Genomic DNA, 14306 nt, shown 5'->3' with positions numbered 1-14306 from the left:
AACCTGCAATGCCTTTACCTGGATCTGAGCGCGTCAACACCGAGAAGTCGGGCAGCATCTTGGGATTCAACGGGCTGCGCGGTCTCTCGGTCGTCCTGGTCTATCTCAATCACAAGTGCGGACTGCAGTTCTACTCGGGCAGCGTCGGCGTCTGGATATTCTTCATCCTGAGCGGCTTCCTGATCATCGGCGAGCTCAACAGGCAGCGAGGCAAGGTCGGGACGGCCGCATCCCGGCCCGCGGCGGAAATCGTCACCTTCTGGGTCAAGCGGGCGACGCGCATCTTTCCCGCATATTATGCGCTTCTCGCCATCCTGTTCCTGACCCGGTCCTATTTTCAGCACGCGGGGCCCGATCTCGGCTTCCGCTATCACGTCGTGTACCTGTCCAACTACTGGATCGGCAGCGTCATCGGCGGGACCGCTGGTCCCTTCGGCGTGCTCTGGACGCTCTCGGTCGAGCAGCAGTTCTACGTGATCGCGCCCTTCCTGTTCATCCTGCTTCCGCTGGAGCGCCATTTCGTCACCTGCATGAGCGTCGTCGTTCTCGGTGTGATCAGCCATTTCCTGATGTATTCGTCGGGCTTCAATCACACGGCCATCCATACCCTGTCGCCGTGGAATTTCAGCCTCATCGCGTTCGGCGGCGCGCTGACGATCTTGCATCTCCAGAGACGGGAATGGGCTCCGAACGGCAACGGCACGTTCGTCTGCCTTCTCATCGTCGGGTTCATGCTGTGCTCGAACGGCGTGATTTACGACGCCCCTTCGTATCTTTCCCCCGCGATCGACATTGCGATCGGGCTTTGCCTGGTGGCGCTGGTCTGGTGGGTGCGCGCCAACCAGGACAGTGCCTTTGTTCAGGCGCTGGAGTGGAAGCCGCTCGAGCATCTCGGGAAGATCAGCTACGGCTTCTATCTCGTTCACAACTTCATCCCGAACCCGCTCGGCAAGGCGCTGACGCTCTATGGCGGGATGTCGGTGCCCGAGAGCGTGAAGATCACCGCGGGCGCAGCCATCGGTTTCGTGATCTCCTACGGTGTCGCGCATGTGTCCTGGAAGTACTTCGAATCGCCGATCCTGCGCAGCCGTCGCGGCCTGACCAAATTCTTCCTGCAATACCTGCCCGAGAATCCCTCGCAGGGCGTGCCGCGGACCGAGCTGAAATAGCTAGCCTAGAGCATTTTCCGACCGGAAAGAATCGGGTGGGGATTGAACGAAGCCGCTGCCGCGGCGTAGGGGGCAAGGTGGCATAGATCGCCTCCTGGCTGAGAGGATGTGGGTGTTGGAGCCCACCCCCTCAGACAGGAGTATCGAGATGGCCGATTTGAGCCCTCTTCGCCGCCGCATGATCGAAGACATGACCGTCCGCAATCTGTCGCCGGCGACGCAAAGATCCTACATCAGCGCGGTTTCGAAGTTCAGCCGCTATTTTGGCCGATCGCCTGACCGGTTAGAGCTGGAAGACGTCCGCGCCTTCCAGGTGCATTTGGTCTCGACCGGCATCTCATGGCCGGCGCTGAACCAGATCGTCTGTGCGCTACGGTTTTTCTACGGCGTCACGCTCGGCGAGGCGCTCATCCCAGAGCGCATTCCCTATGCGCGAGAACCGCGCAAGCTGCCGGTCGTTCTCAGCGCCGACGAAGTGGTTCAGTTTCTTGAAGCGGTATCGAGCCTGAAGAGCCGCGCCGCGCTCACCACCGCCTATGCGGCCGGGCTCAGGGCCTCGGAGGTTGCGGGACTGCGGATCGAAGACATCGACAGCGCCCGCGGCGTCATCCAGGTGCGCCACGGCAAGGGCGCGAAGGATCGCAACGTGATGCTGTCGCCCCAGCTGCTGGGCATCCTGCGCACCTACTGGCGGCTCGCCCGGCCGCGGCTTTATCTGTTCCCTGGTCGTGACGAAGATCATCCGATCGATCAGACCGTGCTGCATGCCGCCTGCCGGTCGGCGGTGAAGGCTGCGGGCCTGACCAAGCGCGTCACGCTGCACACGCTGCGCCACAGCTTCGCGACACATCTTCTCGAGAACGGAACCGATATCCGGATCATCCAGGTCTTGCTCGGGCACAATAATTTGTCGTCGACAGCGCGCTACACGCAGGTCGCCACCGATACGATCCGAGCGACGCAGAGCCCGCTCGATCGCCTGTCGCTGGAGGTGACGCCACCTGGATGACCCGCAGCGGGATGCGGGTCATGACCCGCTCCGACATCCGCTCCAACAGGCCCGCCATCGAGATTGCCGATATTCTGCGCCGGCATGGCGACGCCTATCGCCGTGTACATGCCGGTCATCTGGGGCGGGTCGAGCGGCGCGTGATGAGCGCGATCGTTGCGTGCCGGACCGAGGCGCTCGGCGGCCACATGCAGGCTTGCGACGACTGCGGCACGACACGCGTTGCCTATAATTCCTGCCGCAATCGGCACTGTCCGAAGTGTCAGGGGAGAGCCCGAGCCGCGTGGCTCGCCGCGCGTCAAGCCGACCTGCTTCCGGTTCCCTATTTCCACGTCGTCTTTACACTTCCCGCACCGATCGCCGCGATCGCTTTCCAGAACAAGGCCGTCGTCTATGCCATCCTGTTCAAGGCTGCCGCCGAGGCGATGACGACGCTCGCCGCCAATCCACGCCGGCTCGGCGGTGCGATCGGCGGCGTCGCCGTCCTCCACACCTGGGGACAGACGCTGATGCATCATCCCCACGTCCATTGCGTCGTTCCGGGTGGCGGCCTCTCGCCCGATGGCGCGCGCTGGACCGCTTGCCGACCGAACTTCTTCCTGGCCGTCAAACCGTTGTCCAGACTATTTCGCACACTTTTTCTCAAACGTCTGTCGGCAGCCTTCAACTCCGGTGCCTTGCGTTTCTTCGGCGATCTCGGAGCTCTGGCCGAGCCGGCTGCCTTTGCGGCCCACCTCGACGCCATGCGACGCATCAACTGGGTTGTTTACGCCAAGCGGCCCTTCGGCGGACCCGCACAGGTCCTGGCCTATCTCGGCCGCTACACCCATCGCGTCGCGATCGCCAACAGCCGGCTCGTCGCACTCGACGACGATCATGTCGCCTTCTCATGGAAGGACTATCGCCAAAACAGCGCGACAAAGATCATGAATCTCAAGCCCGATGAGTTCATTCGCCGTTTCCTGCTTCATACGCCGCCTGACGGCTTCCACCGCATCCGCCACTTCGGCTTCATGGCCAACCGCCATCGCGCTGCCAAGCTCGCCCTTTGCCGCGAACTTCTCGATCATGAGCGAACAGCCCCAAACGATGGCCAGCCGTCGCCTGTGATTCGGAGGCTCAAACCTGGGCCGAGGTTCCTGCCTGTCCCGATTGTGGTGGCGTCATGCGCATCATTGAGCGCTTTCGACATAGCTTCAGACGCCCCAGCCCTCGAACATCACCGTTCCGATGCGACACATCGTGAGCCAAGTCATGTCGTGCACGACGATCATCATTCGTCATTTCGCTCCCAGCGTCTCGATCATCGCGGACGATGTCGAATCCGTGCTGTCACACTGCGCGACAACAACCGTCCGATGCAGCAAAAGGCCTATCGCGATCTCAGGCGAAGCGCGTCTGATCTCAACTCTTCCAGGATGCGCACTCCTGTGTCTCTGCCTCACGCGCCGAGCCAGCAGATCGGGCATGGCGATCTCGAACAATCCCCATAGCTGCAAAACCGCGAATAGCCTCCCGCGCCTTCGTTCAATCCGGCTTCAATGAGGTCGCGTCATAAGCGCCTGCCGCGCCCTCGCGTGAGCGCGACCTCACAGAACCCTCCAGATCCCAAAACGGCGCGAGTCAGATTCAAGCTGCATGCTGGCGAGGGAGGCCAGCATGTATGGCCAGGGCGCTTTCGGTTGATCTTCGCCAAAGGGTGGTAGCCGCGATTGACGGTGGCATGTCCTGTCGACAGGCTGCTGAGCGCTTTGGTGTCAGCGCGGCCAGTGCAATCCGCTGGCGCGGTCGCCTCAAGAAAGTTGGCGACATCGTTCCTAAACGCCAGGGCGGTGACCGCAAATCGCAGCGCATCGAAGCGCATTCGCAATTGATTCTGGAGGCGGTGACAGCGAGGCCGGATATCACGCTTGCCGAGTTGCGAGAACTGTTGAAACGTCGTGGAATATCGACTGGCATCGCGTCGCTCTGGCGTTTTTTCCAGCGCAGAAAGATCACACTTAAAAAAAGACAGCGCACGCCGCCGAGCAACGGCGCGGCGATATAAATGCCGCACGTGAGGAGTGGTTCGAAGGGCAAATCGACCTTGACCCTGAGCGTCTCGTCTTCATCGACGAAACCAGCGCCAACACCAAAATGGCGCGGCTTTACGGCCGCTCGCCACGCGGCGAGCGATGTCGTGCAGCTATCCCACACGGACATTGGAAGACGACGACGTTCACTGCATATTTCAGTGATCGTGAGCAGCGATTTCGCGCGATCATGAGCGCCGAATTCAGACGATCGTGAGCAGCCTCGCTCCGGCCGAGGCGGTGATAGGGTCAGCGTTCTGGCTGCTCGTCAAGGGTGATGGTTTTGGCGTTGCGTTTTCGCATGCTTTCGCCAGCAAGCTGGAGGCGGTGAGCGTTGTGGACGAGGCGATCCAGAATCGCGTCGCCTAGCGTGGGATCTCCGATAACTTCGTGCCATGTGTCCACAGGGAGTTGGCTGGTTACGATGGTGGAGGAGCGGCCATGGCGATCGTCAAGGATTTCCAGTAGATCGCGCCGCTCGGCAGCGGTGAGCACCGACAATCCCCAATCATCCAAAATCAGAACCTGGGCGCGGCCAAGGGTTTTGAGCAAGCGGGCATAACGTCCATCGCCCCGCGCGAGCCCCAACGCTTCGAACAATCTTGGGACGCGGTGATAGAGGACCGAGCGATTATCTCGGCAGGCCTTGTGGCCGAGGGCACAGGCTAACCAACTTTTGCCCAATCCGGTCGCCCCGGTTATGAGCAAATTCTCGTGGCGATCGATCCAGTCGCCGCTGGCGAGCTTGGCGAAGACGGCCCGGTCGATACCCCGCGGCGTGCGCAAATCGACGTCCTCCACGCAGGCATTCTGGCGGAGCGAGGCCAGCTTGAGGCGCGTGGTGAGCCGCCTGGTGTCGCGTTCCGCCGCTTCCCGGTCGACCAGCAGGCCGATGCGATCTTCGAACGGCAAGGCTTCGAGATCAGGCGATCGTCGCTGCTCCTCGAAGGCCTTGGCCATGCCGCTCAAGCCGAGCTCGATCAGGCGTTCGTGGGTGGGATGGTTGAGCATACAGGTCTCCTTGGCTTCAGTGAAAATAATCGCGGCCGCGGATGTTGCCGTGGCGCAGGGGTTGGTGTTCGGAGGGCTCGTCGAGAAAGGTACGATCCAGACCGTTCTGGAGGATGGAGCGGATCGAGGCGACGGATCGCGCCTTGATCAGAATGCCGCGCCGGCAGGCCGCTTCGACGCGCTCCGCGCTGTAGCTTTTGACCAGTGACAGAATGCCGAGGCAGGTGCGAAAGCCTTGCTCGGGATGCGGCCGGGCCGCGATCACGGCCTGGAAGAAGGCGGCGGTCGACGGACCGATCCGCTCGCCGGCGACGATCACTCCGGCGGGCGTCCATTGACCGTAGCGCCGATGGGCGCTGGGCATATGGTCGGCGATGGTGGTGTGGCCCCGCCGGTTGGGCGCGCGGGCGTGGCTGGCGATCCTGCGGCCGTTGTGGAAGATCTCGACCGTTCTGTCATCGATGCGTGCGTCGACAAGCTCACGGATGAGCCGATACGGCGCGGAATACCAGTGTCCATCGATCTCGATATGATAGTCGGGGCCGATCCGGCATCGCTTCCAGCGTGCGAAAGCGTAAGCCTGGTCCGGCAGCTTTGTAAGCTTGGGCTTGTCGAGCTCGGCGAACAGTTCGGCGCGACTGGCGCCAAAGTCGCGCATCTGCCTTGCATTGAGTTCGACGACGAGTGTTTTGATGGCTGCGTTCAGCTCCGCCAACGAAAAGAAGCGTTGGTTGCGCAGCCGCGCCAGAATCCATCGCTGGGCGACTTGCACCGCAACTTCGACCTTTGCCTTATCTTTTGGGCGCCGCGGCCGGGCTGCGAGAATGGCCGTGCCGTAATGGCTCGCCATCTCGGCATAGGTTCGGTTGAGGCCGGGATCGTGGCGGTCGGGATTGGTGACGGCGGCCTTGAGATTGTCGCAGACTACGAATGTCGGCACGCCGCCGAGGAAGGCGAAAAGATTGATGTGGACCCGGATCCAGTCGGCGAGCCCCTCGCTTGGACAGGCCTCGGCATAGGTATAGTTGGAGGCGCCCATCGCCGCGACGAACAGCTTCATCGACTGCACTTCCCCGTTTGAGGGATCGATGACGTCGATGGTGTCGCCGGCGAAATCCACGAAAACCTTCTCGCCGCCCAGATGCGTCTGCCGCATCGAAGGCCGGGCTCGCCCCTTCCAGGCCTCGTACGTCGTGCAGAACCAGGTGTAGCCGAAGCCATCGGGATGGGTGGCGCGATACTCGTCCCACAGCAGCCGACGGGTCACGTTGCGTCGGCGCAGCTCCTTGTCGACATAGCCCCAGTCGGGAACGGCCCGCTGGGGGCTCTGCGACGCAGGCCTCGGCGCCGGGAAAAGCAGCAGCTCCAGGTCCTCGTCGCTCATTCCGGCCGGCAACGGCCACTTCAGCCCGGCAGCCCCGGCTCGGCGTAGATAGCTGTGCACGGCGCCGTTGCTGATGCCCAAGGTGCGCGCGATGGCTCGCTCCGGCAAGCCTTGAACATGTTTTAAGCGGAGAACCTCTTTGATCCGGCGCATCGACAATCTCTGGGTGGGCATCGGCCTTCCTCGTTCACTGACGAGGCAGTTCCTAAGCCGGTTGAGTTGTCGGCCGAAGCGGGCTGAGTTGCTGAAAAGCTGCTCACGATCCCGCGAAATCCGTGCTCACGATCGTCTGAAATCTCTGCTCACGATCCCCTGAAATCCGTGCTCACGATCCCGCGAAACATGCATTCACCGCTGGATTGCGCTCCGACGGTCTGATCGCGCCGCTTGTTCTGGACGGTCCAATGGATGGCGACGCTTTCCTGGCCTACGTCGAGCAATTGCTCGCCCCATCGCTGCGGCCGGGCGATACCGTTATCATGGACAACTTGCCCGCTCACAAGGTCCATGGCGTTCGAGAGGCCATCCAGGCGGTCGGAGCTAGCCTGCTCTATCTTCCGCCCTACAGTCCAGACTTCAACCCGATTGAAATGGCCTTCTCCAAACTGAAAGCGCTGTTGCGGGCCGCCGCAGCCCGCACCATGCCCGATCTCTGGCAAGCAATCGCCAACGCTCTCAAACGCTTCTCACCCGAGGAATGTCAAAATTATCTCGTCGCGGCTGGTTACGACGCAACGTGATCGGAAAACGCTCTAGCGGCTCATGCGAAAGCCATCGCCATCGGCTGGATAACAGCGATGGCGAATTCGCAGGCCTTTCTCCGCGACGAAATGCGAGAACAGTTCCCGATCGGCTTCCGGCGCGGTGCAGGTACGTTCGAGCAGCGCGGCGCGCGCCTCAGTGCCTGCCGCCTGATAGAACGTAACTGCGCTTGGGAACAGGCGGGCCTGGAAGATATCCGCGAAGTCCTGGGTGGCGTAATCCCTGAGCTCGGGCGAGGCCGCATTGAAGGCGCGAAGCGCCAGTGGCGCGCGGATGAGCTGGAGCCAGGCCTCGTGTGGCGCGAAGCGATAGGAAAGACCCAGCAGTTCTGCCGTTCGCGGCCCAAAGCCGGCCTGGCGAATTTCGGCCCAGTAGCTGCCGAACCAGCCCAGTCCTTCAGTCGGCGCGCACGCCAGCAAGGCACGGCTCGTCGACGCGACGGCGTCTGCATCGAGGTCGGCCTGCTTCAGGTCGCCTGCGCGTGTCGATTCGTCGGCGATTGCGAGCTGGAGCAGCAGGAGTTCGCGCAGCGTCTTGGCGCTGCACAGGCGACGGGCGGATGGCAAATTGTCCGATACGATCCGTCTCAGGCGATCGACTTCATATCGCTCGCCGCGCGCGACACGTCCTGCAATCTGCGGAACCGCGGGATTGGTCACATCCGGGGCGATAGCCGCGATCCACCCCAGCGCGGCTGCGGCAAGCGCGATGGTCGAGCCGCGCAGAAGCCAGCGATAGGCGATCCCCGTTGCCTGTGCCGCCGGCTCGGTGGCGCTAGGCTCCCTCGACATAGTAGCTGTTGTAGTGCGAGCCCTTATACGCCTCGATCCTCTTGAGCATCTTCGGATTGGCGCGATTGAGCACGGCGCCCAGAAGCTTCTTCTGAATGCCTTCGGAACTCGCCATCGACTCCTGGAGCGCGTTGCGGGTCGTACGGCCCCACTCGATGACGTAAACCATCGCATCGACGAGATGGCTGACAGCCTTGGCGTCGGTGACCGGCATCACCGGCGCCAGATCGATGACGATGTATTCGTATTCCTCGCGCACCACTGCAAGCAGGTCAGCCATCGACTTGGAGGCGATGACGTCCGCCGAGTTCACCATGCGCGATGCGACGACGGAGGGCAGGAAGTCGAGCCCGCTCTCCTTGCTGCGCTGGATATGATAGCCGAACGAGCGCGGATCCTTGAGGGCTTCGACCAGGCCGGTCTTGGAATGGGGGGCCAGCGCCCTCGTCAGCGAGCGGGTATGGAGGTCGCCATCGATCAGTAGCGTGCGATGTCCGGTCAACGCGGTCAGATGACCGAAATTGGCGGCAACCGTCGTTTTTCCCTCTTTCGGCAAGGACGACAGGATTCCAATGATCTTGACCTCGCGCGAGAGGCGCGCGACGTCGATCGACACCTTGATGTTCCGCAGCGTCTCCGCGAACCGCGAGAACGGGTGCTCGACGACGTAGCTGGATATGTTTCCTTCCGGATGATCTGCCGAAGCCCTCGCCGCGCGGATGTCGGGAAGAACGCCGAGGCATTTCACCCCGAGCTGATCCTCGACGTCGCTCGGAGATCGCAGCACGTCGCTCATCAGTTCCTTCGTGAAGGCTGCCCCGAAGCCGAAACAGAGACCGCCGAGCAGGCCGCCGACCAGCGCCAGCAGCGTCTTGGGCGAGCTCTTCTTGTCGGGTTTGACGGCCGTGCCGATGATGCGCGCTTCGCTGATCGGGAAGCTCTGGTTCTGCGTCGCGTTCTGCAGCTTCTCTAGGAAGTTGTTGTAGAGGTTACGATAAGTATCCGCCGCGCTTTCGAGGTCGCGCAGCTTGACCTGCGCCTGACTCGTGCTGCCGGCCTGGGATACGAGATTCTTGAGATTCTCCTCAAGCGCCGTCTCGCGGCTCTTGGCGATCTCGTACTCGCTGCGATATGCGTCCGCGATACGACGGACCTCGTCCGCGATCGCCTTGCGCAGCTCTTCCATTCGGTTGGCGAGGTTGACGGCCGCCTGGTGGGTCTTGCCGTAACGGCTCGACCAGTCGGCATATTGCGCCGCCAGGTCGAGATATTGGGCGCGCAGGCGCGTGATCACCGTGTTGTTGAGTGCGTCCGTCACGGTCGGCTGCACGAGATCCTTGTCGAGCAGCGCCTCGATCCGGTCGAGGCGGGCCTTGGCCTCGGCGGTCGCGGCATGAGCGGCAATAAGCTGAGAGTTGACGTCCGCAAGCTGTTGCTCGCTCATCAGGCCCCGGCTGGTGCCCACGATGTTGTTTTGCGCCTTGAACGTCTGCACGGCGCGGTCGCTCGCCGTCGCCTGTTCACGCAACTCGGCGCTGCGTTGCTGAAGCCACTCGCCGGCGCGCTTGGTCGACTGATATTTCGCCTCCAGCGCGCCTACGATGTAGGCGTCCGCAATCGCGTTGGCGATCTGCGCAGCCTTGTTCGGATCGATCGAACGGTAGTTCATCGAGAGGACATAGGTCGTCAGCACGCGCTCGACCTTAAGGTTCTTCTGGAGAAGCTCGACCGCACCGCGCTCGACCCGCTCTTTGCTCGGAGGACCGTCCGCCCCAAACATCGAGATGACCTTGCCGATGACCAGCGGAATCAACCCGGGATCCGAGCCGTTGAACTCCGGATCCTCGGTGAGCTTCAGGCGACGGACGATCGACAGGAGGAGGTCGTCAGACTGGAGAATCTCGACCTGGCTGTCGACGAAGCCCGGGTCGATCAGCGCGTTGGCGGTTCCGCTGTCCTTGTCCAGCACCTGGGTTTGACGCGTGTCCATCAGGATGCGCGCATTTGCCGTGTACATCGGCGTTGCCACGATCAGGTAGACGAGAACGATCGCGAGCGTACCGGCCACGATGGCGACGATTAGCGGCCATTGGCGGCGTACGATGTCCAGAGCGCGCTCGGCGCTGAGCGTCGTGCCACCGACCTCGATGGCATATCTCGGGCGTTGCGGAAACTGATCTCGTGGCTGAAACATCTCTGGGAATCTTGAGGTTGTCACTCGGGAAGGGGAACGGGTTTGAACGGGTCGGCGAGTTCGGTCTTCCACTCACCCGACATCAGACCGGCGCTTGCACCCGGACCCGCCGGTGCATTGCTGGCCGTGGCGGGAGCCGGGCTTCCCGGAACGGGCGCAGCCGCTGCGTCCTCATCCGTGAGATATCCTTTGAGGACGGACCCGTCGTGCAGCTTGGCAACGAATTCGCTGATCCGGCGCGCGACGTCGGGCTTGGTCGCGATGCAGCGCTCTTCGGCACGGTGAAGCCCGGCGCCGATTGCGACACGGTCGGCCTGGCTCGCCTGGCGCAGCATGTCCCGAACCGGATCGAGCGCGGCTATGTCGGTCACCAGCAATCCGGTGAGCCGGCCCGAAAGCTTGTCCCTGTCGTTCTTCGACTGTCGCAACAAAACCGAGGGGTCCGAGACGAATGCGCTGACCGCGGACGACGGCGCTCGTTCGGCGCGATCGACGCATTGAGCCTGTGCCGGCGCCGACAGCGTCGCAGACACGGCAACGGCGATCACTGCCGCGATCCGTAAAACCGGCAGGGAGCCACGCAACAAGCTATCGAGTTTGATTAGGATCGCGCTCATATCTCGTTGCAAACTAGCGATGACGTATGGATTTAGGCCCTAGGTCCTTGATGACCCAAAACTATGTCAAATTCTTGTGCGGCGCAAAATATAAACCAGTACGGACCAAATTGCCATCCTTGCCCGCTCTGCATCCCCGTTTCGCATGAACGAAATTCTTGCTGCGATCAAGGCGCGGATTCGGCGAATGGTTGCGCGCGCTCGTATGCGATAAGCACGAATTTTAGGCAAGCACCATGCCAAGGCAAAGGCGCGAGGGACGGTCTGGCAGACCATCGCCTCGCGCCTGTCGCAACCTGCGATTGAGGGCGGTAGAGCGAAACTTCGCGCGGTCTATTCGGAGGTCCGCAACATCGCGAGACGCGTGGCGCGCAGGCGCTCGCCATGCTCGCCGATCGCGACCCAGAAGCGCGGATTTCCGCCGGACTGCATTGAGATCCACTCGTAATCCGCGGCGTTCCAGGGGCGCACCGAAGCGGAAAGATTGTCCAGGACGAAGTCGCCGTCGGCAAGTCGCGCCACCAGCACGAGATGGCCCTGGCCGCCATTTGTCAGGACCACTGCGAGGCGCAGTGCCGACTTGGGCCAGCCCATCTCGATCAGTTGATGACGCTTGGTGACCGCGTAGTCGTTGCAATCGCCGGCGGACGGCGAAAGGCTCCAGCGCGCCACCGTCGGATTGGTCGATTTCTGCATCGGTGTGATCGACGCGTTGACCGAGCTGTTCACCTCGCGCAGCATGCTCATCGCCCGGTCGCCCGAAGGCAGTGTCCGGTCGGCGGCGTCGCTCGCGCATTCGCCGTCGTTGTTCATGCAGAACTTGACGAATTGCAGCGGCGCGAGCGCATTGTCGTACTCGCGGATGAACGCGCTCTTCGCCTGATTGAGCGAACTGTCGTTCAACATCTCGGCCTTGGCGGCGGTGCCGGTCGACGCGATCCCGACCAGCGATTTGATAATCCAGCTCATGACATCCCCGTCTCGCGTTTTCTTTTTTGACGCTACGGGTATCTCACAAACGATTTGAGCTTTGGTTCCGCGGAAATTTACAATTGTAGCTAAATAGGCCGGTCACGGGACCGGCCTGGGAGGGGTGGTTAACGGTTCCAGCCGTCAGCGCGACGGGCTTACCGAGGTCAGAACGGCGGTCGACGTCGCCGCAAACAGCGTCTGCGTCTGTGACGCCGCACCGGGCCCGCTCTGGTTCACGACCGTGGGTGCGGTCGAGCTTGCTCCGCCACCGCGTGCCTCCGCCGCGGTCGAACCAGGTCCGCCGCCGGCTGTGGTCTCGCCCGTCGGATCGGCGCCGTTGGTCGCTTCGGTCGGGATATCGCCGGTGATGCTGGTGAACGATTGGATCAGGTCGGGATTCTCGGTCTTGAGAACCGCCTCCTGGATCAGCTGGGCAACGCCGGGCTGCGACAGGACGCAAACCGAAGCGGCGGTGCCGAGACCAGCGCCGATGGCGCGGCTTTTGATCGGTGCTGCTGGCCTTCGCCAGCGAGACAATGCCATCGACTGTCTCGGGACGCGCGGTCAGGAGGTCGCGCACAGCCGAGGCGAGGCCGCCTTGTCCGTCCTTGAACTGGTCGAGCAGCCCGCCGGGATTGGCCAGAAAGTCGGTGGCGCGCTCGGCTGAAACAACGCCCGTGTTGGCAACGCAGCCCGAGCTGACGCCCGTTGCGCCGAATGCTGCCGGCATTCCGGCGAAAATTGCCAGCGCTCCGACGATCACGGTGAAGCGCCTACCAGAATTCCAGCTCATTGCCCTGCCCACTTCAATCAATTTGGCTTTAAACTTCAATTAATTTGACTTTAGCTCGACTTGCACGGATTTGCCACGTTCTTTTCGCATCTGTGATGGTAGCGATTGCGCGAGGCTGCACCCGACGATGGCTGCGAAAAACACGCCGTAACCGGGTATCTGCAACGAGAAATCGATGCAGCTATGTGCAACTCCCAATACAGCGACGCTGGCGCCGATCACGGGTATGTAGCGGTCGCGTTTTCGGCGCAAGCTTCCGGTAAACAGATGGTAAAGATACCAGAGGCAGGCCAGCGCGATGACGGCGAAGGCGGGGATGCCTAATTCGACGGCAATTTCCAGCGGCGTGCTGTGAGCGCGGTCCCAGATGCCGAGACTGCCGAGCGTTGCGGGTCTGATGGCGGGAAAAACAGCTTCGAAATTGCCCAGCCCGACACCGAGCAGCCGATGATCAGCGATGATCCCCAATGATGCCTGGTACGCAGCAAGCCGCTGCGGATCGATCAGCCCGTGTTCGACGATTCGCCCCGCCACGAGGCCGCCTACGAGCTGCAAGAGCACGAGCCCTGCTGCCGCTGAGCCGCCGAGGACCAGCCACTTCCGCGATCTGCCGAGCTCGAGCGGCACGAGATAAAGGATGATGGCCAGCACGAACGTGCCAACCGACAGCAGCAGACCCGCCCGCGATCCGGTCATGGCAAGCGCGATCGTGCAGATCGCGAATCCCGCACCGAGCGCCACCGGCGCGGAGAGGATTTGCTCGAGCCGCGATCGCCAATCCGGTTGTTCCGGCGGCCCGCCTTCCTGGCGGTGCATGGTGCGCAGAAGCGGCACCAGAAACAGCAGGGCGCAGCTGCCCCAGAACGTCGCCGCCGTGTTTCGATTGACGAAGGTCCCTGTGGCAAAGCCCAGGTAGGCTTCTTTCTGCCTGAACAGCACCATGTCCGGTGCGATCAGCTCCGCCAGAATTCCGTACAATGCATACAGGCATCCCGCCCATGCCAGTATGCGTAGCAGCGAGCGTGCGGCTCCCGCATCGCTTGCAAGAATCACGGCGCGCGTGAAGGCGAGCGACAGCAGCAAGACCGATCCGAACGCCAGCCACGTTCCGCGCGCGGTGACCGAGAGACGGTCAGGCAACACGAGGCCGAAAAAACGCCGCGGCAGTTCCCAGGCCGCTGCTGATTCACTGGACGGATCGCTCCACGTTTGCAACGCCACGATGACAACCACCGCGGCGATCGCCACTGCCAATGGAATGAGCAACATGGCATTGCGACGGCTCACGGCCGAAAGATCGGCGGTCAGCAGGCTGCAGACGAGCAGAAAATTCCAGAAGCAAATCCACGCGAGGTCGAGGGATCCGAGCGGAAGTGGCGCCAGCACAAACACGGCTGTGGCGAAAAATCGCGATATCGCGCCCAAAGGCCCCTCTGTCATTCAACTCAGCCTCGATGGAGCTATCAGAACTTCGCGCGAGATCAAGTTAATGCGAGGCTAGGTCGTTGATGGCCATTCGCAACATTGCAAAC

11 protein-coding genes and 3 pseudogenes are annotated in these 14306 nt (G+C 62.2%); 6 read left to right on the top strand and 8 right to left on the bottom strand.

From position 1 onward, the window contains the following. Positions 1–8 precede the first annotated feature (8 nt). The 4 genes and pseudogenes from HAP41_RS36830 to HAP41_RS36815 form a co-directional block, all read left to right on the top strand. Entirely contained in the window at positions 9–1169 is a 1161-nt protein-coding gene (locus tag HAP41_RS36830) for an acyltransferase family protein (protein ID WP_166084081.1), read from the top strand. Between the two features lie 148 nt (positions 1170–1317). Continuing rightward, on the top strand, positions 1318–2178 hold the full coding sequence (locus tag HAP41_RS36825) for a tyrosine-type recombinase/integrase (RefSeq protein ID WP_029085027.1): 861 nt from the start codon (positions 1318–1320) through the stop codon (positions 2176–2178). 20 nt (positions 2179–2198) lie between these two features. Next, positions 2199–3424, top strand: a pseudogene (locus HAP41_RS36820) (IS91 family transposase). A 417-nt stretch (positions 3425–3841) separates the two neighbouring features. Next, positions 3842–4404: pseudogene (locus HAP41_RS36815) on the top strand (IS630 family transposase); the annotation flags it as partial. Between the two features lie 95 nt (positions 4405–4499). Here HAP41_RS36815 and istB read toward each other — a convergent pair. Together istB and istA are read right to left on the bottom strand one after the other, a co-directional pair. Further along, complete coding sequence (gene istB, locus HAP41_RS36810) at positions 4500–5261, bottom strand: IS21-like element helper ATPase IstB (protein ID WP_166063422.1); 762 nt, start codon at positions 5259–5261, stop codon at positions 4500–4502. Between the two features lie 16 nt (positions 5262–5277). Continuing rightward, the gene (gene istA / locus HAP41_RS36805) at positions 5278–6819 is read right to left on the bottom strand and encodes an IS21 family transposase (RefSeq protein ID WP_166063394.1); all 1542 of its coding nucleotides are present in this window, start codon (positions 6817–6819) and stop codon (positions 5278–5280) included. A gap of 176 nt (positions 6820–6995) precedes the next feature. Here istA and HAP41_RS36800 point away from each other — a divergent pair. Beyond that, positions 6996–7385, top strand: a pseudogene (locus tag HAP41_RS36800) (transposase); the annotation flags it as partial. Positions 7386–7397: 12 nt separating this feature from the next. Here HAP41_RS36800 and HAP41_RS36795 read toward each other — a convergent pair. The 5 genes from HAP41_RS36795 to HAP41_RS36775 all read right to left on the bottom strand — a co-directional run bounded on the left by HAP41_RS36795 (position 7398) and on the right by HAP41_RS36775 (position 12524). Further along, a complete protein-coding gene (locus HAP41_RS36795; RefSeq protein WP_166084124.1) occupies positions 7398–8198 on the bottom strand; it encodes a hypothetical protein in 801 nt (266 codons plus the stop codon). Next, positions 8182–10392 carry a GNVR domain-containing protein gene (locus HAP41_RS36790; protein WP_166084152.1) on the bottom strand — a complete coding sequence of 737 codons (2211 nt, stop codon included), beginning with the start codon at positions 10390–10392 and terminating at the stop codon, positions 8182–8184. The genes HAP41_RS36795 and HAP41_RS36790 overlap by 17 nt, the downstream gene beginning before the upstream one ends. Positions 10393–10412: 20 nt before the next feature. Then, on the bottom strand, positions 10413–10976 hold the full coding sequence (locus tag HAP41_RS36785; RefSeq protein WP_224580643.1) for a hypothetical protein: 564 nt from the start codon (positions 10974–10976) through the stop codon (positions 10413–10415). Between the two features lie 366 nt (positions 10977–11342). After that, positions 11343–11978 (bottom strand): transglutaminase-like cysteine peptidase, encoded by a 636-nt coding sequence (locus tag HAP41_RS36780; protein WP_166084171.1) that lies wholly within the window; start codon positions 11976–11978, stop codon positions 11343–11345. Positions 11979–12122: 144 nt separating this feature from the next. Continuing rightward, positions 12123–12524 (bottom strand): hypothetical protein, encoded by a 402-nt coding sequence (locus HAP41_RS36775; protein ID WP_224580644.1) that lies wholly within the window; start codon positions 12522–12524, stop codon positions 12123–12125. A gap of 92 nt (positions 12525–12616) precedes the next feature. On the opposite strand from HAP41_RS36775, the gene HAP41_RS36770 reads away from it, so the two are divergent. Beyond that, a complete protein-coding gene (locus HAP41_RS36770) occupies positions 12617–12817 on the top strand; it encodes a hypothetical protein (protein WP_224580645.1) in 201 nt (66 codons plus the stop codon). Here HAP41_RS36770 and HAP41_RS36765 read toward each other — a convergent pair. Then, the gene (locus HAP41_RS36765) at positions 12814–14214 is read right to left on the bottom strand and encodes an O-antigen ligase family protein (protein ID WP_224580646.1); all 1401 of its coding nucleotides are present in this window, start codon (positions 14212–14214) and stop codon (positions 12814–12816) included. The two genes, HAP41_RS36770 and HAP41_RS36765, sit on opposite strands and share 4 nt — an antisense overlap. Positions 14215–14306 lie beyond the last annotated feature (92 nt).

This window comes from Bradyrhizobium barranii subsp. apii, from assembly GCF_011516635.5.
GTDB lineage: Bacteria > Pseudomonadota > Alphaproteobacteria > Rhizobiales > Xanthobacteraceae > Bradyrhizobium > Bradyrhizobium barranii.
This window is presented reverse-complemented; position numbering and strand designations above follow the sequence as displayed.